This window comes from Azospira sp. I09, from assembly GCF_009177135.1.
Classification (GTDB): Bacteria; Pseudomonadota; Gammaproteobacteria; order Burkholderiales; family Rhodocyclaceae; genus Azospira; species Azospira oryzae.
In genome coordinates this window covers 248662-271417 of sequence record NZ_AP021844.1, presented here as the reverse complement: position 1 = coordinate 271417, position 22756 = coordinate 248662, and the positions used below count along the sequence as shown (strand labels likewise).

Annotated in this window: 19 protein-coding genes; 14 read left to right on the top strand and 5 right to left on the bottom strand. The window is 68.7% G+C overall.

The genetic code is table 11. The features are described from left to right. Positions 1–194: 194 nt before the first annotated feature. The 3 genes from ada to AZSP09_RS01255 are packed head-to-tail and all read left to right on the top strand — an operon-like array spanning position 195 to position 3066. Complete coding sequence (ada, locus tag AZSP09_RS01265) at positions 195–1430, top strand: bifunctional DNA-binding transcriptional regulator/O6-methylguanine-DNA methyltransferase Ada (protein WP_197739038.1); 1236 nt, start codon at positions 195–197, stop codon at positions 1428–1430. Further along, on the top strand, positions 1427–2089 hold the full coding sequence (gene alkB / locus AZSP09_RS01260) for a DNA oxidative demethylase AlkB (RefSeq protein ID WP_152088931.1): 663 nt from the start codon (positions 1427–1429) through the stop codon (positions 2087–2089). Before ada ends, alkB begins: the two co-directional genes overlap by 4 nt. Then, complete coding sequence (locus tag AZSP09_RS01255) at positions 2086–3066, top strand: DNA-3-methyladenine glycosylase 2 (protein ID WP_152088930.1); 981 nt, start codon at positions 2086–2088, stop codon at positions 3064–3066. Before alkB ends, AZSP09_RS01255 begins: the two co-directional genes overlap by 4 nt. A 7-nt stretch (positions 3067–3073) precedes the next feature. On the opposite strand, the gene AZSP09_RS01250 is transcribed toward AZSP09_RS01255, so the two are convergent. Next, a complete protein-coding gene (locus AZSP09_RS01250; RefSeq protein ID WP_014238114.1) occupies positions 3074–4003 on the bottom strand; it encodes an AEC family transporter in 930 nt (309 codons plus the stop codon). Between the two features lie 69 nt (positions 4004–4072). Between AZSP09_RS01250 and AZSP09_RS01245 the strand changes: the two genes are divergently transcribed. The 4 genes from AZSP09_RS01245 to AZSP09_RS01230 all read left to right on the top strand — a co-directional run bounded on the left by AZSP09_RS01245 (position 4073) and on the right by AZSP09_RS01230 (position 9553). Further along, complete coding sequence (locus tag AZSP09_RS01245) at positions 4073–5011, top strand: LysR substrate-binding domain-containing protein (protein ID WP_232058830.1); 939 nt, start codon at positions 4073–4075, stop codon at positions 5009–5011. A 23-nt stretch (positions 5012–5034) separates the two neighbouring features. Beyond that, positions 5035–5670, top strand: coding sequence for a molybdenum cofactor guanylyltransferase MobA (mobA, locus tag AZSP09_RS01240; RefSeq protein ID WP_232058829.1), 636 nt, complete (start codon positions 5035–5037; stop codon positions 5668–5670). 165 nt (positions 5671–5835) lie between these two features. Continuing rightward, positions 5836–7035: an EAL and HDOD domain-containing protein gene (locus tag AZSP09_RS01235; RefSeq protein ID WP_014238117.1), complete on the top strand. Its 1200-nt coding sequence runs from the start codon at positions 5836–5838 to the stop codon at positions 7033–7035. A 16-nt stretch (positions 7036–7051) separates the two neighbouring features. Next, positions 7052–9553, top strand: coding sequence for a putative bifunctional diguanylate cyclase/phosphodiesterase (locus tag AZSP09_RS01230; protein ID WP_130458789.1), 2502 nt, complete (start codon positions 7052–7054; stop codon positions 9551–9553). A 54-nt stretch (positions 9554–9607) separates the two neighbouring features. Here the strand turns inward: AZSP09_RS01230 and AZSP09_RS01225 are convergent, their stop codons facing one another. From AZSP09_RS01225 to AZSP09_RS01210, 4 genes are all read right to left on the bottom strand, one after another. Then, complete coding sequence (locus AZSP09_RS01225) at positions 9608–10924, bottom strand: hemolysin family protein (protein ID WP_152088929.1); 1317 nt, start codon at positions 10922–10924, stop codon at positions 9608–9610. Between the two features lie 295 nt (positions 10925–11219). Beyond that, complete coding sequence (locus AZSP09_RS01220) at positions 11220–11600, bottom strand: GIY-YIG nuclease family protein (protein ID WP_014238120.1); 381 nt, start codon at positions 11598–11600, stop codon at positions 11220–11222. After that, positions 11593–12231 (bottom strand): MBL fold metallo-hydrolase, encoded by a 639-nt coding sequence (locus AZSP09_RS01215; protein ID WP_152088928.1) that lies wholly within the window; start codon positions 12229–12231, stop codon positions 11593–11595. Before AZSP09_RS01215 ends, AZSP09_RS01220 begins: the two co-directional genes overlap by 8 nt. A 38-nt stretch (positions 12232–12269) precedes the next feature. Continuing rightward, on the bottom strand, positions 12270–15584 hold the full coding sequence (locus AZSP09_RS01210) for an EAL domain-containing protein (RefSeq protein WP_152088927.1): 3315 nt from the start codon (positions 15582–15584) through the stop codon (positions 12270–12272). Between the two features lie 198 nt (positions 15585–15782). On the opposite strand from AZSP09_RS01210, the gene AZSP09_RS01205 reads away from it, so the two are divergent. The 7 genes from AZSP09_RS01205 to AZSP09_RS01175 all read left to right on the top strand — a co-directional run bounded on the left by AZSP09_RS01205 (position 15783) and on the right by AZSP09_RS01175 (position 22751). Continuing rightward, positions 15783–16208: a c-type cytochrome gene (locus tag AZSP09_RS01205; protein ID WP_014238123.1), complete on the top strand. Its 426-nt coding sequence runs from the start codon at positions 15783–15785 to the stop codon at positions 16206–16208. 53 nt (positions 16209–16261) lie between these two features. Beyond that, the gene (locus AZSP09_RS01200) at positions 16262–17638 is read left to right on the top strand and encodes a cbb3-type cytochrome c oxidase subunit I (RefSeq protein ID WP_014238124.1); all 1377 of its coding nucleotides are present in this window, start codon (positions 16262–16264) and stop codon (positions 17636–17638) included. A gap of 285 nt (positions 17639–17923) precedes the next feature. Further along, the gene (locus AZSP09_RS01195) at positions 17924–18712 is read left to right on the top strand and encodes a hypothetical protein (protein WP_152088926.1); all 789 of its coding nucleotides are present in this window, start codon (positions 17924–17926) and stop codon (positions 18710–18712) included. After that, entirely contained in the window at positions 18609–19217 is a 609-nt protein-coding gene (locus AZSP09_RS01190) for a porin (RefSeq protein ID WP_172974671.1), read from the top strand. The genes AZSP09_RS01195 and AZSP09_RS01190 overlap by 104 nt, the downstream gene beginning before the upstream one ends. 10 nt (positions 19218–19227) lie before the next feature. Continuing rightward, the gene (locus AZSP09_RS01185; protein WP_152088924.1) at positions 19228–19674 is read left to right on the top strand and encodes a hypothetical protein; all 447 of its coding nucleotides are present in this window, start codon (positions 19228–19230) and stop codon (positions 19672–19674) included. After that, entirely contained in the window at positions 19671–22052 is a 2382-nt protein-coding gene (locus AZSP09_RS01180) for a putative bifunctional diguanylate cyclase/phosphodiesterase (RefSeq protein ID WP_152088923.1), read from the top strand. The genes AZSP09_RS01185 and AZSP09_RS01180 overlap by 4 nt, the downstream gene beginning before the upstream one ends. A gap of 96 nt (positions 22053–22148) precedes the next feature. Then, positions 22149–22751, top strand: a complete 603-nt coding sequence (locus AZSP09_RS01175; protein WP_152088922.1) for a cytochrome c oxidase subunit 3 family protein — start codon at positions 22149–22151, stop codon at positions 22749–22751. Positions 22752–22756 lie beyond the last annotated feature (5 nt).

The window sequence follows — 22756 nt, the reverse complement described above, 5'->3', positions numbered from 1 at the left end:
CTCGTGATCGCAACGGGAAAGCGCCAGTCTAGCCAAGGACGCCGCCGGGCGACCTGACGCGCATCAATTCACGGCCCTTGCTCCCGGGCGACGGCGGCGGTAAAACCGGACCATGGAATTTGAAAGCAAGCACCGGAGTGCGCCCGGGCCGGCCGCCGCCTAAGCTGGCCCCGTCGCCTTGCCGGAGCATCCCCATGAAAAACGCTACCCACGCCCAATCCGCCCCCAGCCAGCCCGCCGCCCAGGCCGGCGATGCAGCCACCGACGCCGTCGCCAGCGCCGCGGCAATAACCGCCGACCCGCGCTGGGCGGCCCTCTGCGCCCGGGACCCGGCGGCGGAAGGCCGGTTCGTCTACGCCGTGCGCAGCACCGGCATCTACTGTCGCCCCGGCTGCCCCTCCCGCCGCCCCAAGCCGGAGAACGTGCAGTTCTTCGCCGACGGGGAGGCCGCGGCCGCCGCCGGCTTCCGTCCCTGCCGCCGCTGCCGGCCGGAGGAGGCGCCCCTGGCCCAGCGCCAGGCCGCCGTGGTGGCTGATCTGTGCCGCTTCATCGAGGCCGCCGAGACGCCCCCTACCCTGGCCCAACTGGCGGCCCGGGCCGGCCTCAGCCCCCACCATCTGCACCGCCTGTTCCAGGCCCATACCGGCCTCACTCCCGGCGCCTATGCCAAGGCCCGGCGGGCCGAGCGCCTGCGCCAGAACCTGGCCGCCGGCCAGGGAGTGACCGAGGCCGCCTACGGCGCCGGCTACAACGCCAGCAGCCGCCTCTACAGCGAGGCCAGACGGGTGCTGGGCATGACGCCGGGGCGCTTCCGCCAGGGCGGCGCTGCCGAGGAAATCCGCTTCGCCGTGGCCCAGACCTCCCTCGGCGCCCTGCTGGCGGCCCGCAGCGCCCGGGGCCTGTGCGCCATCCTGCTGGGGGACGATCCCCTGGCCCTGGTGGCGGACCTGCAAGCCCGTTTTCCCAAGGCCCGGCTGATCGGCAGCGGGCCGGAAGAGGAAGGGCAAACGGCAGGTGCAGCGGGCAGCGCTGACTTCGCCGCCTGGGTCGCCCAGGTGGTGGGCCTGGTGGAGGCCCCCCGGCTGGGACTGGCCCTGCCCCTCGATCTCCAGGGCACCGCCTTTCAGCGCCGCGTCTGGCAAGCCTTGCAGGCCATCCCCCCCGGGGAGACCCGCAGCTACACCGAAATCGCCCGGGACCTGGGCCTGCCCAAGGCCGTGCGCGCCGTGGCCGCCGCCTGTGCCGCCAATCCCCTGGCCGTGGCCGTGCCCTGCCACCGGGTGGTGCGCAGCGACGGCAGCCTGGCCGGCTACCGCTGGGGCCTGGAACGCAAGGCCGCCCTGCAGCAGCGGGAGCGGCAGCAGGCGGAAAATCCCGCCGCCAGCGCGGCTCCACCCCGGCCCAGACCCGGTACCAAGGCAGCACCATGAGCGACACTTTGGACCTCTTTGCCGACCTGCCGCCCCCGCCGCCCCACGCCGAACGGCTGGGACCGGGCACGGTGCTGCTGCACGGCTACGCCCTGGAGCAGGCGCCGGCACTGATCGCGGCGGTGGAAGGCATCATCGCCGCCTCCCCCTGGCGCCAGATGGTCACCCCCGGCGGCCAGACCATGGCCGTGAGCATGAGCAACTGCGGCCCCCTGGGCTGGATCTCGGACCGCAGGGGTTACCGTTACGTCCCCCTCGACCCCTTGCGCGGCCAGCCCTGGCCGCCCCTGCCGCCCCTGCTGCTGCAACTGGCCGACGAGGCCGCCACGGCCGCCGGCTTTCCCGGATTCGTCCCCGATGCCTGCCTGATCAACCGCTACGCCCCCGGCACCCGCCTCTCCCTGCACCAGGACCGGGACGAGGAGGACTTCTCCCAGCCCATCGTCTCCCTTTCCCTGGGCCTGCCGGCGGTATTCCTCCTCGGCGGTGCCAGCCGCAACGACAAGACGGTGAAGATTCCCCTGCTGCACGGCGACGTGCTGGTGTGGGGCGGGCCGGACCGGCTGCGCTTCCACGGCGTGCAGCCGGTGCAGGACGGCAACCACGCCCTCACTGGCCCCTGCCGCCTCAACCTGACCCTGCGCCGGGCCCGCCGATGAAGACCAGCCTGACCCTGGCACTGCCGCCGGATTTCCGCGGCGACGACCTGCTGGCCTTCCACCGCCGCGACAGCCAGGCCCTGGCCGAGCGGGTGACGGCGCAGTGCATCGACAAGGGCCTGCTGTGGCAGGGCCGTCCCGCCTACCTCAGCCTGGTGCTGCAAAGCCCAGGGGAAGCGGCACTTGGCATGACCGGCAAGAGACAACCCAAGGCAGCCGCCACAAGCGAAGGGGCAGGCAAAGCCGCAGCGGAAACCGCAGGCCCCGGCGCCCGGGTAACGGCAACCCTGGCGGTGGACGGCGGCCCCCGCCCCGCCGCTGCCGCCGTGCAGGCCCTGGTCAGCCATCTGCTGGGCCTGGCCCAGCCGGTGGCCGAGTTCGCCACCGCCCATGGGCGCCATCCCCAGCTGGGGCCGGTCATCGCCCAACTGCCCGGCCTGCGGGTGCCCCAGACGGCGACTCCTTTCGAGGCCCTCACCTGGGCCGTCACCGGCCAGCAGATCAGCGTCGCCGCCGCCGTTTCCCTGCGTCGCCAGCTGATCCTGGCGGCGGACCTGCGCCACTCCTCCGGCCTCTACTGCTACCCCGATGCGGCAGCCCTGGCCCGGCTCGACGAAACGGACCTGCGCCAGGCCGGCTTCTCCCGCAGCAAGGCGGCGACCCTGCTGGACCTGGCCCGGGCCGTGGCGGCGGGAGAACTGGACCTGAGCTGCCCGGCGGCGGACCTGCCGGGCCTGCAGGCCGCCCTCCTGGCCCGCCGCGGCATCGGTCCGTGGACCGTCAATTACACCCTGCTGCGGGGCTTCGCCTGGCTCGACGGCTCCCTCCACGGCGACGTGGCCGTGCGCCGGGCCCTGGGCCTGCTGCTGGGCCGGACGGTGGAGGCCCGGGAAACGGAAGCCTGGCTCGAATCCTTCCGCCCCTGGCGGGCCCTGGCCGCGGCCCACCTGTGGGCCAGCCTGCGCCTGCAGGCCTGAGACGGCCCTAACGGGCGATCAGGTAGAGGCAGAGTGAAATGGTGGCGAGGGAACCCACCGTGGTGAGCAGGATGACCCGGGCCACCATGCCCCCTTCCCGCCCATAGAAGCTGGCCAGCATGAAGGGGCCGGTGCCCGTGGGCAGGGCGCTGAGGAGCAGGGCGGCGTGGGCCCACAGGGGCGGCAGCTGGAACACCCGGTAGGCCAGGAGCCCGGTGATGGCGGGCTGCAGCACCAGCTTGGCCAGGACCAGGCCGGCGGTGCCCGAACGCTGCCCCGCCTGGGGCTGGGCCAGGAAGGCGCCGAGGGAAACCAGGGCGCAGGGCGTGGCGGCGCCGCCGAGCAGGGTGAGGAAGCGGTCCAGGGCCAGGGGCAGCGCCAGGCCGGCCCCGGCCCAGGCGGCGCCGAGCAGGGGCGCCACTACCAGGGGATTGCGGGCCAGGGCCAGGCCGACCCGGGCGGCGATGCGCCAGGGCGAGGGAGCCTGCTGCAGGCTGATTTCCACCAGCACGATGCCCACCGCGAAAAGGGCGCAGGCCACAATCAGGGTGGCGATGATGGCCGGCACCAGGCCCTCGTCCCCCAGCACCAGGGCGCACAGGGGAATGCCGAGGAAGCCGGTGTTGGCGTAGGCGGCGGACAGGCCGTCGATGCTGGCGTCGGCCAGGTGGCGCAGCTGGCGCAGGCGCAGCAGCACCGTCACGGCAAATACCGCGACGCAGCCGACGCAGACGGAAATGACAAAGCCCGGCTGCCACAGCTCGGCCCAGGTGGCCGTGGCGGTGGCCTTGAAGAGCAGGGAGGGCAGGGCCAGCCAGACGACGAAGCGGTTCAGCTCGAAGGAGGCCGCCTCCCCCAGGCAATGGCTGCGGCGGCCCACGTAGCCGGCCAGGATGAGGCCGAAAATGGGCAGGACGACTTGCAGGATGGCGATCATGGCGGAGCCGGGGAACCGGGGAGCGGGAACGGAGGCACCAGCTTAGGACTTCCCCATTCATACCGTCCAATGCTATATAAGTCGCACATCAATACCCTGGACGCAACGATGCTGCCGGACCTGCGCCAACTGCGTTACTTCGTCACCCTGGGCGAGACCCTGCACTTCGGCCGGGCCGCCGCCCTGCTGCACATCTCCCAGCCGCCCCTGAGCCGGCAGATCGCCGCCCTGGAGGAATCCCTGGGGGTGATGCTGTTCCAGCGCAGCTCCCGCCAGGTGGAACTGACCGTGGCCGGGCGGCATTTCCTCGCCCAGGCCCGGCGCCTGCTGGCCGACCTGGAGCAGGCGGTGCAGGGCACCCGGGCGGTGCACCGGGGCGAACAGGGCAGCCTGCGCCTGGACTTCACCATGGCTGCCGCCTGGAGCGCCCTGCCGCCCCTGATCAAGGCCTACCGCCGGGACTTCCCCCAGGTGGAGGTGCAGCTGGGGGAACTGCTGCCCCGGGAGCTGGACGATTCCCTCCTGGCCGGCCGTTGCGACGTGGGCCTGGCCTTTCCCTGGCAGCGTCCGGCGGGCCTGGAATACCTGTGCGTGCACCGGGAGCCCCTCTGCGCCGTGCTGCCGGCGGACCATCCCCTGGCGCAGGAGGAGACCGTGGCCGTGGCGGACCTGGCGGGGGAGCCCTTCATCACCTTTCCCGCCGCCACCGCCCCGGCCCTGCACGCCCTGGTGGCCGGCTGCTGCCGGGAGCACGGCTTCGAACCCAAGGTCTGCCTGGAAACCCACCTGCAGCAGACCATCGTCAATCTGGTGGCCGAAGGACTGGGGGTCTCCCTGGTGCCCCGCTCCATGGGCAAGATGCAACTGCAGGGCGCCGCCTTCCGCCCCATCGCCGCGCCACCCCTGGTGGAACAGGGCATCATCTGGGCCGCCGCCAATCCCAACCCCTGCCTGCCCCACTTCCTCGCCTGCGCCCGCCAGGTGCGCCGCCAGGCCGGCCTCGACTGAGGCGCCGTCACCGGCGGAGTACAATGGCCGCCCCTGCCCACTCCCCGCCTGCCGCTGCCGCCATGCCCTCCCCTTCCACCCCTTCCCCCGCCTCCCCGCCCCCGGTATTCGGCGTCGTCCTGGCCGGGGGCCTGGGCCGCCGCATGGGCGGGGCCGACAAGGGCCTGCTGCCCTGGCGCGGCCGGCCCCTGGCCCAGGGCATCGCCGCCCGCCTGGCGCCCCAGGTGGCGGCCGTGGCCATCAACGCCAACCGCAATGCCGAGGCCTACGCCGCCTTCGGCCACCCCCTGCTGCCCGACCTGCTGCCGGACTACCCCGGCCCCCTGGGCGGCTTCCACGCCGCCCTCAGCGCCAGTCCCCAGCCCCTGGTGATGCTGGTGCCCTGCGATTCCCCGGACTTCCCTGCAGACCTGGTGGCGCGCCTCCGCCACGCCCTGCTCGAGGCCGACGCCGAGGTGGCCGTGGCCCGGGCCGGGGAGCGGCGCCACTCCGTCTTCTGCCTCTGCCGCCGGGAGCTGGCGGCGGACCTGGCGGCCTGGGTGGCCCAAGGCCGCCACAAGGTGGGGGAATGGCAGGACAGCCGCCGCCTGGTGCTGGTGGACTTTCCCCATCCCGAGGATTTCCGCAATTGCAATATCCGAGAAGATTTATTGGGTTAAGACGCTTTATTGACAAAAAGGGTTGAATTTTCCTGGTCTCCCGTTACCATCCCGTTGCAGCGCCCCCCGTCGGGGGATGCCCCCACGAGGTCGGAAAAACGGCCCTCGGGCCCGAAAAAACAAGAATCGACCCAAGAACACCGCTTCGTTTTGAGTAAATCCCTAATGACCTCGGCCACCCTCTCCTGCCTGCGCCCCCTGCTGGACGTCAATCAAGCCTGGTCGGCCCTGGAACTGGGGCCCCGGGGCATCGGCCTGGCCGCCAGCAGCCAGCTTTTCGCCCACGGCCAGAACCAGCCCCAGCCCTCGCCCCTGCCCTGGCTGGTGCCCTTGAGCGGTACGGACCTCAACCACAGCGGCCTGACCCGCCAGCTGCCGCCGCAACAGGTCTCCCTGCTGCTGCCGGCGGAGGTCTGGCTCGATGCGGCCGGCGCCGCCCGCTGCCAGGAACTGGCCAAGCAGGGTTACCGCCTGGGGGCCGACGTGGATTCGGCCCCGGCCCTGGAACAATGCGCCGAGGCCGGCGCCCAGCTGCTGCGCCTGGATGCGGCCACGGCCCGGGAGCAGGTCTCCCCGGTGCTGCTCAACCGGCTCAAGGAAAAGGGCCTGACCCTGGTGGCCGACGGCGTCAGCAGCCACGACCTCTTCGTCTGGTGCGGCGCCCGGGGCTTTACCCTGATGAGCGGCGAATTCGTGCCCCAGCCGGAGGAATGCCCCACCTCCCCGGCGGACCCGACCAAGCTGCGCCTGCTCAAGCTGCTCTCCCTCATCGTCCAGGACGCGGACACCCGGGAGATCGAGGAAATGATCAAGCAGGAGCCCAAGCTCTCCTACAACCTGCTGCGCCTGGTCAATTCCGTTTCCGTCGGCGCCACCACCAAGATCACCAGCTTCGCCCAGGCCATCACCCTGCTCGGCAGGCGCCAGCTGCAGCGCTGGCTGCAACTGCTGATCTACGCCAACCAGTTCAACGCCGGCAGCCAGCCCAATCCCCTGATGCCCCAGGCCGCCCTGCGCGGCCGCCTGGTGGAACTGATCGCCCTGGCCGCCCATCCGGAGGCGGCGGAGGACACGGACTTCCACGACTGCGCCTACATGGCCGGAGCCTTCTCCCTGCTCGACGTGCTGCTGCACCTGCCCATGGACAGCGTGCTGGCGGCCCTGCCCCTGGCCGACGAGGTGGCCGAGGCCGTGGGCCGCCACCAGGGCCCCCTGGGCGACGCCCTGTCCCTGGTGGAAAGCCTGGAACGGGGCCTGCCGGCGCCGGATACGGCCCTGCTGGAAAAGCTGCGCCTGCGCGGCGATGCCCTGGGTCAGCTGCAGGTGGACGCCCTGGCCTGGGTCAGCCACATCGACGTGGCCTGAGGCAGGCGGCAGAACCATGGCTCCCGACCAGGGCAACTCCTTCCTTCCCCATCTGGGTGGCGGCGCTACCGATTTCGAGCTGGCCGGCCAGCTGTGCTACGCCCTGCTGCTGCGGGAAGGCGAGATTCCCGTGGCCCAGCTGGAGGCGATGTGCCGCAGCGCCATGGCCAGCCCGGAAGGCACGCTGTACCTGGCCAACGGGGATGGCACCCTGGAACTGCCCGCCAGTGCCGGCCCCTGGCAGGCCCTGCTTGAAGAAGCGCGCCGCTCGGGCACCGTAGCCACCCGGCCCGACGCCCTGGCCTGTCCCCTCACCTTCCGCGACATGCTGCTGGGGCTCCTCGCCGTGGGCGGCAAGGCCGAGGGCTACAGCGCCCTGGAACACCGCCGTTTCGGCGACCTGGCCGCCCTCCTGGCCGGTGCCCTGCATGCCCGCCAGGCCTTCAATCTGCGCCAGGAAGACCTGGCCCGCATGGAAGCCAAGGTGGAGGAGCAGAGCCAGATCCTCGACCACATCCACGACTCGGTCATCACCATGGACCTGTCCGGCTACATCATGGGCTGGAACAAGGGGGCCGAGCGCCTGTTCGGCTACACCGCCGCCGAGGCCGTGGGCCGGCACATCCTCTTCCTCTATGCCGACGACGGCAGCGAGACCCTGGAAGAGGAGGACGACCTCTTCTACAACGCCTTCCTCGACCACGGCCGCCGGGAATTCGAGGTGCGCCGGCGCAAGAAGTCGGGCGAGGTGTTCTGGGCCAGCGTCTCCCTTTCCCTGTCGCGCAACGAGGCCGGCGAACCGGCGGGCCTCATCGGCTACCTGGTGGACATCACCAACCAGCTGGAGCGAGAAGAAAAGCTGCGCCTGCACGCCAAGATTTTCGAGCACAACAGCGAGGCGGTGATCGTCACCGACGCCATGCAGCGGGTGCTGTCGGTGAACAAGGCCTTCTGCGACATCACCGGCTTCAGCGAGGCCGAGGTGCGCATGAGCCTGCCGGCCCTGCTGCAGCCGACCCGGGACGACCCCAACCTGGCGGCGGAAATCCAGGTGGCCCTGGCCTCCTCCGGCGCCTGGCAGGGCGAGCTGTGGGACCGACGCAAGAACGGCGACACCTATCCGGTATGGGTTTCCATCAGCTCGGTGAAAAACACCCGGGGCATCCTCAGCCACTACTTCCTGGTCTTCTCCGACATTTCCGAGCGCAAGGAGGCGGAACGGCAGATCTACCGCCTGGCCTACTACGACGCCCTCACCGGCCTGCCCAACCGCTCCCTGCTGTTTTCCCTGCTGGAACAGGCCCTCATCGAAGCCCAGCGCAACCAGACCCACGGCGCCGTGCTGTTCGTGGACCTGGACCGCTTCAAGACCATCAACGATTCCTTCGGCCACGCCCCCGCCGACGCCCTGCTCAAGGAAGTGGCGCGGCGCCTGCAGGAGACCCTGCGGGCCGAGGACGTGGTGGCGCGCCTGGGCGGCGACGAGTTCATCGTCGCCCTGTTCGACATCACCAAGCGGGAACACGCCGCCCTGGTGGGGCAGAAGATCCTCGACGCCCTGGCCGAGCCCTTCCAGATCGAACACCACGAGGTGCTGCTCACCGCCAGCATCGGCATCGCCGTCTTCCCCGACGATGGCCGCGACGCGGAAACCCTGCTGCGCAACGCCGACACCGCCATGTATCGGGTCAAGCAGACCAGCGGCGGCCCCCTCTTCTATTCCCAGGAAATGAACCTGCGCTCCCTGGAACGCCTGAAGCTGGAAGGGGCCCTGCGCAAGGCGGTGGAGCGCCAGGAATTCCGCCTCTACTACCAGCCCCAGGTGGAGCTGGCCACGGGCCGCATCGTCGGCGCCGAGGCCCTGATCCGCTGGCACCATCCGGAACAGGGCATGATCCCGCCCACCGCCTTCATTCCCCTGGCGGAGGAGACGGGCCTCATCGTCAGCATCGGCGCCTGGGTCCTGGATGCGGCCTGCCGCCAGGGCCGCCTGTGGCGCGAGGCCGGCTACGAGGACCTGACCATCGCCGTGAACCTGTCGCCGCGCCAGTTCCGCCCCGGCCTTTCCCAGCTGGTGAACGAAACCCTGGAACGGCACGCCTTCCCCGGCGAGAACCTGGAGCTGGAAATCACCGAGGGCATGCTGATGCACAACTCGGAGGCGGTGATCCAGATGCTGGAGGACTTCCATCAGGCCGGCGTACGCCTGGCCCTGGACGACTTCGGCACCGGTTATTCCAGCCTGGCCTACCTGAAGAAATTCCCCATCGACAACCTGAAGATCGACCGGTCCTTCGTCAGCGGCATTCCCCACGACGGCGACGACTCGGCCATCGCCAAGGCCATCATCAGCATGGCCAAGAACCTGCGCCTGCTGGTCATCGCCGAAGGGGTGGAGACGGAGGAGCAGCTCGACTTCCTGCGGGCCGCCGGCTGCGACGAAATCCAGGGCTACCTGTTCAGCCCGCCGGTGCCGGTGGAGGATTTCCAGCTGCTGCTGGAACGCAACAACGGTTGACGCAAAAACGCCGGGCACTGCCCGGCGTTTTTCTTTGCGGCTGAGACTGTTGCCTCAGGCGGCGTCGGCCTGGTCGTCCGTCTCCGGGTCGCCCAGGGACAGCAGCACCTTGTCCACCCGGTTCTTGTCCATGTCCACCACCTCGAAGCGCCAGCCGGCCAGGTGGAAATGGTCGGCTTCCACCGGCACCCGGCCCAGCTGGTGCATGACCAGGCCACCCAGGGTGTGGAAGGCGTTTTCCTCTTCCCCCGGCAGCTCTTCCTTGACCTCCAGCACCGACTTCAGGCGCTCGATGGAAAGGCCGCCGTCCATCAGGTAGGAACCGTCCTCCCGCTCCACCACGTCCTGCTCGCCGTCGTCGTCCTGGCTCGGCATGTCGCCGACGATGGCGGCCAGCACGTCGTTGAGAGTGACCAGGCCCTGCACCTCGCCGTATTCGTCGATGACCAGGGCGAACTGGGCCCGGTTGCGGCGCAGGGATTCCAGCAGGTGGGTGGTGGTGACGCTCTCCGGCACATAGACCGGCGGCCGCAGGGCCTTGCGCACGTTGAAGGGGGCGTTCTCCAGCACCGGCTTGAGCAGGTCGCCCCGCTGCAGGATGCCCAGCACCCGGTCCAGGCCGTCCTGGCAGACCACCACCCGGGCGTAGGGGCACTCGGCCACCTGGCGCCGCACCTCGGCCTCGGATTCGGCCAGGTCCACCAGGTACATGTCCTTGCGCGGCGTCATGATGGCCGCCACCCGCTGCTCGTCCAGGCGCAGCACGTTGGAGACGATCTCCTGTTCGCTCTCATGGAAGACGCCGGCCTCGGCACCCTGGCCCATGAGCACCTTGATCTCGTCGTCGGTCACCGGCGGCTCGTCGCTGCGGCGGGCGCCGAAGAGGCGCAGGATGGCGCCGCTGGAAGCGGAGAAAAGCCACACCAGGGGCGCCGTCAGGCGCGACAGCCAGCCCATGGGCCGGGCCACCAGGGAGGCGATGCCCTCGGGGCCGAGCAGGGCCAGTTGCTTGGGCACCAGTTCGCCCACCACCACCGACATGTAGGTGAGCAGGACCACGGTCAGGGAGAGAGCGATGACCCGGGCCGATTCGCCCAGCAGGGGAAACTGGGACAGCCATTGGGTCAGGGGATCGGCCAGGGCCGCCTCGCCGACGGCGCCGCTGAGGATGCCGATGGAGGTGATGCCGACCTGGATGGTGGAGAGGAAACGGGAAGGTTCGCTATGCAGTTTCAGCGCCGCGGCGGCGCCCTGGCTGCCGTCCTCCGCCAGCCGCTGCAGACGGGCCTTGCGCGAGGACACCACGGCAATTTCGGACATGGCGAAAATGCCGTTCAAAACAATCAACAACAGGATGATGCCTAGATCCATACAGGGCCGCGACCACCGTTTCCGGAGCGGCTCGGGGGTGAAGAAGGCGTGAAGATAGCATTTTTCCCGCCTTTCCCGCTATCTTGCCCACCCGATCGACGCCGAAGCCCGTGGATAAAGGGGTTCCGGGGGAGCGACAGCTTTGCCACAGAGGACACAGAGGGCACAGAGGGTTTCCTTCTTCGTTGCCGGCGCCCGGTCAGGCCTCCGACTCCCCTCGACAACAACCCGGGTTACCACCTTTCTCTGTGCCCTCTGTGCCCTCTGTGCCCTCTGTGGCCAAGCCCTTCCCGCCTCAAACCCCCAGATACTTGAGATGGCTGCCGCAGCCTGCCTGGCAATCGGTGCTGCCGAAGCCCGGGATCAGCACTTCTCCCGGCATGTTGCGGTTGATCTGGCATTCGGGCTCGTCGAAGAGGCGGGTGCCCACCACCTGCACGCCGGGGGCGGTGAGCAGGTAGTCGATGTGCCAGTGCAGCAGCTTGTGGGGCGAGAGATGGCGGGCCAGGCGGGCCGCCATGTTGCGCCGGGCCGAGCCCGTGTAGACGTAGCGGCCGGCCGGGAAGGAACAGGGACCGAGGCGTCCCACCGTCACGGTGACGGGCTGCGCCACCTGGATCAGCAGCTGGTAGGTAGGGGGCTCCGCCTGATCGACGGTCTCGACCATTTCAGCCATGGGCGCCGACGAAGGGGTTGAAGCGCCGTTCCTGGCCGAAGGTGGACATGGGGCCGTGGCCGGGAATGAACTCCACCTCGTCTCCCAGGGGGAACAGCACTTCCCGGATGGAGCGGATCAGGGTGTCGTAGTCGCCCTTGGGGAAATCGGTGCGGCCGATGGAGCCGGCGAAGAGCACGTCGCCCACCAGGGCCAGCTTGCCCGGGCGGTCGAAGAAGACCACGTGGCCCGGGGTGTGGCCCGGGCAGTGCAGCACCTCCAGGGTCTGGCGCCCCACCTGCACGCTGTCGCCGCCCTGGAGCCAGCGGTCCGGGGTGAAGCTGCGCACGTCGGGGAAGCCGAACATTTTGGATTGCTGGGGCATGCCGTCGATCCAGAACTGGTCGTCCACGTGGGGCCCTTCCACCGGAATGGCCAGCTGGGCCGCCAGTTCGGCGACGCCGCCGGCATGGTCGATGTGGCCGTGGGTCACCAGGATCTTTTCCAGGGTGACGCCGTGCTTCTCAGCCGCGGCCAGGATGCGGGGCAGGTCGCCCCCCGGGTCCACCGCGGCTCCCCGCATGGTCTCGGGGCACCACAGCAGGGTGCAATTCTGTTCGAAGGGAGTGACGGGGACGATGGCGTAGTTCATGGCGCAAGCCTGGTTCATTGAAGGGGCGTCAGGGGACATCAAGGGGCGACGGGCAGGTCGTCGGCACAGGGGGCGGCGACGCAGCGGGGTTCCCGCTGGGCGATGATGGCGGCCTGCAACTGTTCCAGGGCCGCCAGCAGGGCCCGCCCATGGCGGCGCAGCTGGGGGATGACGGCCTTGGCGGCCCGGGCGTCGCCGGCCTGCAGCTGGGCCGCGGCGGCCCTGGCCAGGGCATGGACCTCCCGGTGGGGAGCGTCCAGCGCCCCATAGGCGGCCAGGTCGCCGTAGTTCTGCTGGCCGCTGCCCAGGTACCAGATGCCGAAACGGCAGCGGGTGGGATCGGCCAGGTCGGCGGGCAAGCACTCCGCGTCGCCCTCCTCCAGGGCCTGGATGACGGTGTCGATCCAGCGCCGGTGCTCGACCTGGGCCGCCACCAGGGGAAAATCCTCCCGCAGCCACTGCTGGGACGCCACCTCGACCCAGCGCGGATCGGGCTCGAAGGAGGCGGCCCAGGCGGGCACCTCCGCCGCCGGCATGGGGCGGGCGATGGCATAGCCCTGGGCATGGATGCAGCCCAGGCGCAGCAGCATGACCCCGTGCTCGACGGTTTCCATGCCTTCGGCGACCACGCTGCGCTGGAAGGCGGAGGTCAGCCCCACCACGCCCTCGACGATGGCCAGGGCTTCCGGGTCGTGCAGCATGTCGCGCACGAAGGACTGGTCGATCTTCAGGGTGCGGGCCGGCAGGCTCTTGAAATAGGAGAGGGAGGAATAGCCGGTGCCGAAGTCGTCCAGGGCGAAGCCCACCCCCAGGCGCTGGCAGGCGGCGATGACCAGGCTCACCTGGCCCACGTCTTCCAGGGCCGCGGTTTCCAGGATTTCCAGTTCCAGCAGCCGCGGCGGCACCGCCGGATGGCGCTCCAGGGCCCGCTGCAGGCGGGGCAGGAAGTCGGGCTGCTGCAGGTGGCGTGCGGCGATGTTGATGCTCACCGGATAGTCCCAGCCCAGGGCCTGCCAGGCTTCCAGCTGGGCCAGGGCGGTTTCCATGACCCAGTCGCCGATATCGACGATGAGATCGGTCTCCTCCAGGTCCACCAGGAAGGCCGCCGGCGCCAGGATGCCCTGCTCCGGATGCTGCCAGCGGATGAGGGCCTCGAAGCCGACGATGAGGCCGGAACAGAGATTCACCTTGGGCTGGTAGTAGAGGCGGAACTGCTCCTGCTCCAGGGCGGCGCGGGCATTGACGATGGCTTCCCGCAGGCTGCGGGCCCGGCTGTCCTGCTCGGTGTCGAAGAGCTGGTAGCGGTTGCGGCCGGACTGCTTGGCGGCGTACATGGCCTGGTCGGCGTGGCGCACCAGGGTGTCGGCATCGGCATCATCCGTCGGATAGATGGTGACGCCGATGCTGCCGGAAACGCTGGCCGTCTGTCCCTGCAGGGCAAAGGGCGCGGCCAGGGAGAGCAGCAGTCGCTCCAGGATCTGCTCCAGTTCGGAGAGGGCGGTGAGGTCGTTGAGAAGCAGGACGAATTCGTCGCCCCCCAGGCGGGCCGCCGTGTCGCCACCGCGCAGGGAACGGCGCAGGCGCTCGGCCACGTCCATCAGCAGGCGGTCGCCGGCCTGGTGGCCGTGGCTGTCGTTGATGGCCTTGAAGCCGTCCAGGTCCAGGTAGCACACCGCCAGCAGCTTGTTGCGGCGCTGGGCCTGGGCCATGGCCAGGTGCAGGCGGTCGCTCATCAGGGTGCGGTTGGGCAGGCCGGTGAGGGCGTCGTAATGGGCCAGGCGCTCCAGGCGGCGCTGGTTTTCCTTCTGCTGGGTGATGTCGGAAAAGACGCCGACGAAGTGGCTGATGCGCCCGCCATCGTCATGCACGGCGCTGACCGTCATCAGTACCGCCGTCACCGCCCCGGACTTGGTGCGGTTCCACATCTCGCCCTTCCAGAAGCCCCGCTCGGAGACCACCTGGAACAGCTGGCGGAAATAGGTACGGTCGTGGTGGCCGGAATTGAGCATGCGGGCCGGCTGGCCGATGGCCTCCTCCCGGGCGTAGCCGGTGAGTTCGCAGAAGGCCCGGTTCACCTCGATGATCAGGCCCTCCGGGTTGGTGATGAGGATGCCGTCGTGGCTGTTCTCGAATACGCTCAGGGCCAGCCGGTGCTGCTCCTCCCCTTCCTTGCGGTCGGTGATGTCCCGCCCCTCGGCCAGCAGCTGCAGGGGCTGGCCCGGCTCGTCCTCCACCGACTTGAGGATGAAATCCACGTAGCGCAGGCGGCCGTCCCGGCGCATGTGGGTGACCTCGAAACGCTGGGCCTCGCCGCCCGCCGCCACCCGCTCGACGGCCTGGCGCAGGCGCTGCTGCACCAGGGGCTCATGCACCCACCAGGGCGTTTCCCAGAACAGCTGGCCCAGCACCTCGGCGGGCTGGCGGCCGATCAGGTCCAGGGCCGACTGGTTGGCCTCCAGCAGGCGCCCCTTGAGGTCCAGGATGCCGATGAACTCGCTGGTCTGGTTGAAGACGGCGCTCAGGCGCAGGCGGCTTTCCTTGAGCTGGGCCCGGATGGACTGCCCTTCCTGCAGCACGTAGTCCAGGTACTCGCCTTCCAGCTGGCTGACGATGTCGTGCTCCGACACCACCCCCACCATCTCCCCGCCCGCCCCCACCACCACCAGATGGCGCACATGCTCGGCCTGCATGCGGTCCACTGCCTGGCTGAGGGGGTAGCCATCCGGGATGCTGGCCACCGGCGCGCTCATCACCGTGCCCAGGGGCTGCTCCAGACTCTCGGCACCGCGGCGGAAGAAGCGCAGGGCGTCCCGCTCGGTGAGGATGCCCAGGGGCCGGCCGGCCTCGGCGACGACAACGCAGCGCAGGCTGCTGGCGGACATCAGGGCCAGGGCCTGGCGCACCGTATCGGTTGGCTGCAGCAGTTGGACGCCGCTCTGCATCACCGCATTGACGTCCCGCAGGCGGCGGAAGAAGGCGGCCCCCAGGTGGAAGCGGAAATCGCTCTCGCTGACCACCCCCACGGGCTGGCCCGCCTCGCCGGTCACCAGCAGGTGGCGGATGCCCTTTTCCGCCAGCAGGTGGTAGGCGTGATGCACGGACATGCGGGAATCGGCGGTATACACCGGGGAGCTCATCACCTGATCCACCGCCAGCAGGCCGTCCACGTTGGCGGAGAGGGCCCGCAGGATGTCCCGTTCGGTGACGATGCCCACCATCAGGGCGCCCTCGCGCACCAGCAGGGAGCTGATGCGGGCCGTTTCCATGACTTCCGCCGCCGCCAGCAGGGTGGTCCGACGCTCCACCTCGACGATATTCCAGGTCATCAGGTCTGCGAGGGTGCGTTCGGGCATGGCGTGAGGCCGGACTAGGGGTGAAGCCTCAATTCTAAGGGCTGGAGGGCGGAATCCCAAAGCCGGCCTTGTCCGGAGAGCGACGGAGGCCCTTCCGGCCTTTTTGATTCACATCATGGCTGCATAAGGAGCCCCGTCGCTACTCTCCGCACTGCCGTGTTCCATCTTTATTTTTTCCTCTCATGAAAGGAGGGCAGCATGAGCGGCGCTTTCACTAAGTCGATGGCGCGCAATATCTTTTTCGGCGGAACGGTCTTTTTCTTTCTGCTGTTCTTGGCATTGTCGTTCGACTCAACCGCAACACTGCCGAAGCGCGATAACCGGGCCAATCTGACCCCGGCCGTCGCCAACGGTAAAAAAATCTGGGAAACCCGTAACTGCATCGGCTGCCACACGCTGCTGGGCGAAGGCGCTTACTTTGCGCCCGAGCTGGGCAATGTGTATCCCCGCCGCGGTGGTGACTTCATCAAAGCCTGGATCAAGGGCCAACCCAGCGGTGCCCCCGGCCGTCGCCAGATGCCTCAGTTCAACCTGACTGAGCAGCAACTGGACGATCTGGTGGCTTTCCTCAAGTACACCTCTGAGATCAATACCGCCAACTGGCCGCCCAACATCGAGGGCTGATGCCTCGACGCGGACCCCAGAAAAACAGAGCTTACGCTTAAGGAGTCATCGCTATGCAATATAAATCCCAGGCCGTTGCCACGCCGTATTTCATCGCGGCAATCGGTCTTTTCGTCGGGCAGATCATATTCGGGCTGATCATGGGCCTGCAGTATGTGATCGGGGACTTCCTGTTCCCGATGATCCCCTTCAACGTGGCCCGCATGGTCCACACCAACCTGCTCATCGTGTGGCTGCTGTTCGGCTTCATGGGTGCGGCCTACTACATGATCCCGGAAGAATCGGAAACCGAGCTGTTCAGCCCCAAGCTGGCGCTCGCCATGTTCTGGATCTTCCTGGTGGCAGGGGCCCTGACCATCGTCGGCTACCTGGCGGTTCCCTACGCCACCCTGGCCGAGCTGACCGGTAACGACCTGCTCGAAACCATGGGCCGCGAGTTCCTGGAACAGCCGCTGATCACCAAGGTGGGTATCGTCATCGTCGCCCTGGCCTTCCTCTTCAACATCAGCATGACCGTGCTGAAGGGGCGCAAGACCTCCATCTCCCTGGTGATGCTGCTGGGTCTGTGGGGTCTGGCCGTGTTCTTCCTGTTCTCCTTCTACAACCCCACCAACCTGGTCCTGGACAAGTTCTTCTGGTGGTGGACGGTGCACCTCTGGGTGGAAGGCGTGTGGGAACTGATCCTCGGCGCCATGCTGGCCTTCGTGCTGATCAAGGTGACGGGCGTGGACCGTGAAGTCATCGAAAAGTGGCTCTACGTCATCATCACCCTGACCCTGGTTACCGGCATCATCGGTACCGGTCACCACTACTTCTGGATCGGCACGCCCGAATACTGGCAGTGGTGGGGTTCCGTGTTCTCCGCCCTGGAGCCCATCCCCTTCTTCGCCATGACCGTGTTCGCCTTCAACATGGTGAACCGCCGTCGTCGCGAACACCCCAACAAGGCCGCCACCCTGTGGGCCCTGGGGACCGGTGTGATGGCTTTCCTGGGCGCCGGCGTGTGGGGCTTCCTGCACACCCTGGCTCCGGTGAACTACTACACCCACGGTACCCAGATCACGGCAGCCCACGGCCACATGGCCTTCTACGGTGCCTACGTGATGGTGAACCTGACCATGATCTCCTACGCCATGCCCATCCTGCGCGGCCGTGCTGCCAACAGCAACAAGTCCCAGGTCCTGGAAATGTGGAGCTTCTGGCTGATGACGATCTCCATCGTCTTCATCACCCTGTTCCTCACCGCCGCCGGCATCCTGCAAGTCTGGCTGCAGCGCGTCTCCGAGACTCCCCTGTCCTTCATGGCAACCCAGGACAAGATCTCCCTGTTCTACTGGATGCGTGAGTGGACCGGCGTGGTCTTCCTCATCGGCCTGATCCTGTACATCGCCAGCTTCTTCGTGAAGGGCGAGGACAAGGCAGCCGCCTGAGGTCCCGGCAACACCTCCGCCCCCGCCGCCCCAACCGCGGCGGGAGCGGAACCAGCAACACCTTTTTTGTCACCTCCCAACCTCCGTTGACAAACCGGCGCACTCGCAAGGGTCCGCCGGATTTTTTTTGCCCCGCCGAACGGCCGGGACCGCAGCCGGCGGGCCCGCCGGCGTGTATTAATTGCTTTTACGCAGTGCAGCAATTGGTTAAGCTGCGTCAAGAACAGACTGACAGCCAACAGACGCAATTCCCTCGAGCCGCACCAGGGGGGGTGGAATTGACCAATGCATAAAGAAAACAGTCTTGCCCAGAACCGTCCCGACCCCGGCCCGATGCTGGCGCCGGGGCCGTCTGCAGCCTGCCTCGCAGCCCTGCTCGGCGCCCTGCTCTGCCTGCCGCTCCCGGCCGCCGCGGACGCTGCCGACAGCCTGGAGAACGAGCCCGCGCGCCTGCATCTGCGGGGCTTCGGCACCCTGGGCCTGACCCGCTCCTCCGCCGACGGCGCCGACTTCGTGCGGGACCTTTCCCAGCCCCGGGGCACCTCCGGCGGCAACTGGTCGTCCCGGGTGGACAGCGTGCTCGGCCTGCAGGCCAACTGGCAGGCCACCGACCAGCTCGAGGCGGTGGTCCAGGGGGTCACCCGCTACCGTTACGACCAGACCTACCAGCCCGAACTGACCTGGGCCTACCTCAAGTACGACCCCACCCCCTCCCTCAGCCTGCGGGCCGGCCGCCTCGGCACCAATTTCTTCATGCTCGCCGATTCCCGCCTGGTGGGCTATTCCTACCTGGCGGTACGGCCTTCGGTGGATTACTTCACCTCCCTGCCCTTCTCCCACGTGGACGGGGTGGACGGCAGTTTCACCTTCCCCCTGGGGCCGGGCCTGGGCAAGGTGCAGGCCTTCAGCGGCCGCATGCACGGCATGCCTGGCCCTGGGCGAGCAGCAATGGCAGATGGGCGGCTCCAGCATGCACGGCGGCCACCTGGACTACCTGCTGGGCCCGTGGACCCTGCGGGCCGGCTACGCCCACCTGCGCTTCGGCCAGAACCTGCCCATCGACCCGGTGGTTAACGGCCTGCGGGCCAGCGGCGTGCCCAGCGCCGCCGCCGCGGCCGACGCCCTCGACACCCAGGACAAGGACAGCGAGTTCTACTCCCTCGGTGCCCTCTACGAATCCGGCCCCCTGCAGGCCCAGCTGATGCTCAACCGCATCCGCCAGCAGAGCGCCGCCTTCCAGGACTCCCGGGCCGGCACCCTGCTGGCGGGCTACCGCATCGGCCAGTTCACGCCCTACGCCGGCTATTCCTGGCAGAAATCCACGCCCAAGAGCCTGGCCACGGGACTGCCCGCCGGCCTGCTGAATGCGGCCGTCAGCAGCATCCTGGCCGATTCCCGCAGCCACCAGCACACCGTGACCCTGGGCCTACGCTGGGACTTCCGCACCAACATGGACCTGAAGCTGCAGTACGACGCCGTGCGCGGCAGCAGCGATTCCATCTTCCCCACCCGCCGCGACACGCCGGGCTGGAACGGCCGCACCGACGTCATCAGCATCGTCACCGACTTCATTTTCTGAGACGACGCCCGTGAAACCCCGCCTCCTGCCCAGCCTCCGCCTCGCCCTGGCCCTGCTGCTCCCCGCAGCCGGGCAGGCCGCCGGCGACCTGGTGGTGGTGGTCAATCCCCGCAGCGGTGTGGAAAAACTGAGCCGGGAAGACGTCACCAACATTTTCCTCGGCCGCTACCGCCAGTTCCCCTCCGGCCTCACCGCCGTGCCCCTGGAACTGCCCCAGGAATCCCTGGAGCGGACCCAGTTCTACTGGCGCCTGGTGGGCAAGAGCCCGGCGGAGATCAATGCCTACTGGGCCCGGGTGATCTTCTCCGGGCGCACCTCGCCGCCCCTGCAGCAGCAGTCGCCGGACATGCTGCTCAACACCGTGGCCAGCAACCGGGGCGCCATCGGCTACCTGGACCGCAGCCGGGTGGATGGCCGGGTCAAGGTGGTGCTGGAACTGGAGAACCGGACCCCATGAGATGCCCGCCCAAACGCAACATCCTCAGCCGGGCCGTCTGGGCCATGGCCGGGGTCACCCTGCTGGTGGGCACCCTGGTGATCGGCATCACCTGGGTCGTCACCAACCACCTGGCCCAGCAGGAAGCCAACAACCGCCTGGGGGAACTGCTCGACACCATCGAGGAGACGGTGCGCATCGCCTGTTTCATCGAAGACGCCCAGCTGGCGACGGAAGTGGCCCGGGGCCTGATCCGCAACAGCGAGGTGGCCGCCGTCAGCATCCGCAGCCTGAACCAGGAGCTGGGGCGGGAGGAGCGCAGCGGCCAGTTGTCCCAGAACAGCGCCGCCGCCCTGCGGCGGGACATCTACTCCCCCTTCGACCCCACCCGCCGGGTCGGTGAAATCGAGCTGCAACCCAACCGGGAAGCCCTGGAACAACGCACCTTCCGCGAGAGCCTGTTCGTCGGCCTGGTACTGGCCGCCCAGCTGGCCCTGCTGACCCTGGCGGTGATCTTCATCGTCCTGCGCCTCATCGTCGCCCCCATCAAGGCCATCTCCGACCGCCTGCACCTGCTCAAGCCGACCCTGGGCGAGCGGCTGCCGGCGCCCCCCGGCCACGGCGGCAACGAAATCGGCCGCCTGGTGGACGACATCAACGGTCTCACCGAGGACCTGGTGGCCGCCCTGGAGGAGGAGCACAGCCTGCGCCTGCGCCAGGCCATGGACGAGCGCAAGTACCGGGACATTTTCGAAAATGCGGAATCGGGCATTTTCGTGGCCGACGGCCAGGGCACCCTGCTCTCCCACAACCGTTCCCTGGCCCGCCTCAGCGGCCAGGAAGAGCGGCCAGGCGGCATGCCGCCCAACCTGCTGGCCCTGCCCTGGGGCCAGCCGGAGCAGACGGCGGCCCTGCTGCGCAGCTGCCTGGAAAGCAACAGTGCCCAGGAGGACGACCTGGAACTGGCCCTGCCGGACAATCCGCGCTGGCTGCACCTGAGCCTGACCCCCATCGGCGACGCCCTGGTCCAGGGCATCGCCAGTGACATCACCCAGCGCAAGCTGGTGGAGACCTTCGCCCAGCGCATGACCGTCACCGACCTGCTGACCAGCCTGGGCAACCGCATGGGCCTGGAGCAGCAGATCCGGGAAATGATCATCCTCAATCCCAAGCAGCCCTTCGCCCTGCTGCTCATCAACCTGGACGGCTTCAAGCGCATCAACGACGGCCAGGGCTTCGACGTGGGCAACGAGCTGCTGCTGATGGCCGCCAACCGGCTGCGCAACTGCATCAAGGGCAGCGACTGGCTGGGCCGCACCAGCGGCGACGAATTCGCCCTGCTGCTGCCCAATGTGGAAGGCCAGGAGGTGCCGTCCAAGGTGGCCCACCGCATCGTCGAGACCCTGGGCCTGGCCTACGAGCTGGGAGAGATTCCGGCCTTCGTCGGCAGCAGCGTCGGCATCGCCCTCTACCCGGAGGACGGGCGGGAACTGCTGACCCTGCTGCGCAACGCCGAACTGGCTCTGGACCGGGTCAAGCGCAGCGGCGGCCGGGACTACCAGTTCTTCCACCCCTCCATGGCCGCCGCCGCCGAGAATCGGCGCCGCCTGGAGAACGAACTGCGTCTGGCGGCGGAGCGCCAGGAGCTGCGCCTGTTCTACCAGCCCATCGTGGACATCCAGCAGAACCGCCTGGCCGGCGCCGAAGCCCTGATCCGCTGGGTCCATCCCCAGCAGGGCATGGTGCCGCCGGACGACTTCATCCCGGTGGCGGAGGAAACCGGCCTGATCCAGGAGATCGGCCTGTGGGTGCTGGAAACGGCCTGCGACCAGCTGCAGCAGTGGCGCCGGGAAGGCCGGGAGGACCTGTACCTCTCCATCAACGTCTCCGGCAGCCAGATTCCCCACGGCCTGCCGCCCTCGGCGGTGATGGAGGCCCTCAGCCGGCGCAGCCTGCCCCCCGGCGCCCTGGTCCTAGAAATCACCGAGGGCGTGCTCATGTCCGACATGAAGCAGGCCCTGGAGTGGCTGCAGGCCCTGCGCCAGGTGGGCATCCGCATCTACCTGGACGATTTCGGCACCGGCTATTCCTCCCTCTCCTACCTGAAGCGTTTCCCGGTGACCACGGTCAAGGTGGACAAGTCCTTCGTCCGCGACATGGGCCAGGACAGCAGCGACCGGGCCCTGGTGGAGGCCATCGTCGCCATGACCCGCAGCCTGGGCCTGGAGGTGGTGGCCGAAGGGGTCGAGAACGAGGCCCAGCTGGCCCTGCTGCGCGGCATGGGCACCCGCTACGGCCAGGGCTACCACTTCTCCCGCCCGGTACCCGCCGGCGACTTTTCCGCCGTCGCCGAGCGTCTCGAAACCCTGCTGCAGGCCACCCCGGGCGCCCCCGGCTAGGGCCTGCCGCGGCCCGCGGCGGCCCCGGCCACCTTTTGCCGACGTTCTTAGCAGGTATCAAAGTCGCCCCCGGACCCCCTTCCTATACTGGGGCCCATGGATACCCAAGCCCTTGCCATTCCGTCCCCCGCCAGCGAGCGCCGCCTGCCAGGCGACCTGGCCATCTGGTTCTTCATCTGCGCCGAACTGCTGGCCTTCTGCGTCTTCTTCGCCGCCTACGCCTTCACCCGGGCCAAGCACGTGGAACTGTTCAACGCCGAACAGCTGGCCCTGGACCGCAACGCCGGCGCCCTCAACACCATCCTCCTGCTCACCGCCAGCTACTTCGTGGTGCGCGCCGTGCAGGCCGCCGAAGCGGGCCTCAGGGACAAGGTGGCGCCCTGGCTGGCCGCCGGCTTCCTCTGCGGCAGCGGCTTCGTCGCCGTCAAGCTGGTGGAGTACGCCGACAAGCTGGGGGCCGGCATCACCCTGTCCACCAGCCCCTTCTACATGTTCTACCTCTCCCTCACCTTCTTCCACTTCATGCACGTGCTGCTGGGGCTGGTGATCCTCGCCGTCCTCTGGTTCCAGGCCCGCCGCGGCAACTACGGCCCGGACAACGGCACCGCCATGAACAACCTGCATAGCGGCGCCTCCTACTGGCACATGGTGGACCTGGTGTGGATCATCCTCTTCCCCCTGGTCTATGTACTGCGCTGAGAACG

What these genes read in the sequence shown, in the direction of transcription:
- AZSP09_RS01220 (WP_014238120.1), bottom strand. Translation starts at nt 11,600, where the DNA reads ATGGCTGAAATGGTCGAGACCGTCGATCAGGCGGAGCCCCCTACCTAC.
- AZSP09_RS01225 (WP_152088929.1), bottom strand. Translation starts at nt 10,924, where the DNA reads ATGGATCTAGGCATCATCCTGTTGTTGATTGTTTTGAACGGCATTTTC.
- AZSP09_RS01190 (WP_172974671.1), top strand. Translation starts at nt 18,609, where the DNA reads ATGCACGGCGGCCACCTGGACTACCTGCTGGGCCCGTGGACCCTGCGG.
- AZSP09_RS01255 (WP_152088930.1), top strand. Translation starts at nt 2,086, where the DNA reads ATGAAGACCAGCCTGACCCTGGCACTGCCGCCGGATTTCCGCGGCGAC.
- AZSP09_RS01195 (WP_152088926.1), top strand. Translation starts at nt 17,924, where the DNA reads ATGCATAAAGAAAACAGTCTTGCCCAGAACCGTCCCGACCCCGGCCCG.
- mobA (WP_232058829.1), top strand. Translation starts at nt 5,035, where the DNA reads ATGGCCGCCCCTGCCCACTCCCCGCCTGCCGCTGCCGCCATGCCCTCC.
- AZSP09_RS01235 (WP_014238117.1), top strand. Translation starts at nt 5,836, where the DNA reads ATGACCTCGGCCACCCTCTCCTGCCTGCGCCCCCTGCTGGACGTCAAT.
- AZSP09_RS01200 (WP_014238124.1), top strand. Translation starts at nt 16,262, where the DNA reads ATGCAATATAAATCCCAGGCCGTTGCCACGCCGTATTTCATCGCGGCA.
- AZSP09_RS01180 (WP_152088923.1), top strand. Translation starts at nt 19,671, where the DNA reads ATGAGATGCCCGCCCAAACGCAACATCCTCAGCCGGGCCGTCTGGGCC.
- alkB (WP_152088931.1), top strand. Translation starts at nt 1,427, where the DNA reads ATGAGCGACACTTTGGACCTCTTTGCCGACCTGCCGCCCCCGCCGCCC.
- AZSP09_RS01215 (WP_152088928.1), bottom strand. Translation starts at nt 12,231, where the DNA reads ATGAACTACGCCATCGTCCCCGTCACTCCCTTCGAACAGAATTGCACC.
- AZSP09_RS01230 (WP_130458789.1), top strand. Translation starts at nt 7,052, where the DNA reads ATGGCTCCCGACCAGGGCAACTCCTTCCTTCCCCATCTGGGTGGCGGC.
- ada (WP_197739038.1), top strand. Translation starts at nt 195, where the DNA reads ATGAAAAACGCTACCCACGCCCAATCCGCCCCCAGCCAGCCCGCCGCC.
- AZSP09_RS01175 (WP_152088922.1), top strand. Translation starts at nt 22,149, where the DNA reads ATGGATACCCAAGCCCTTGCCATTCCGTCCCCCGCCAGCGAGCGCCGC.
- AZSP09_RS01205 (WP_014238123.1), top strand. Translation starts at nt 15,783, where the DNA reads ATGAGCGGCGCTTTCACTAAGTCGATGGCGCGCAATATCTTTTTCGGC.
- AZSP09_RS01210 (WP_152088927.1), bottom strand. Translation starts at nt 15,584, where the DNA reads ATGCCCGAACGCACCCTCGCAGACCTGATGACCTGGAATATCGTCGAG.
- AZSP09_RS01245 (WP_232058830.1), top strand. Translation starts at nt 4,073, where the DNA reads ATGCTATATAAGTCGCACATCAATACCCTGGACGCAACGATGCTGCCG.
- AZSP09_RS01250 (WP_014238114.1), bottom strand. Translation starts at nt 4,003, where the DNA reads ATGATCGCCATCCTGCAAGTCGTCCTGCCCATTTTCGGCCTCATCCTG.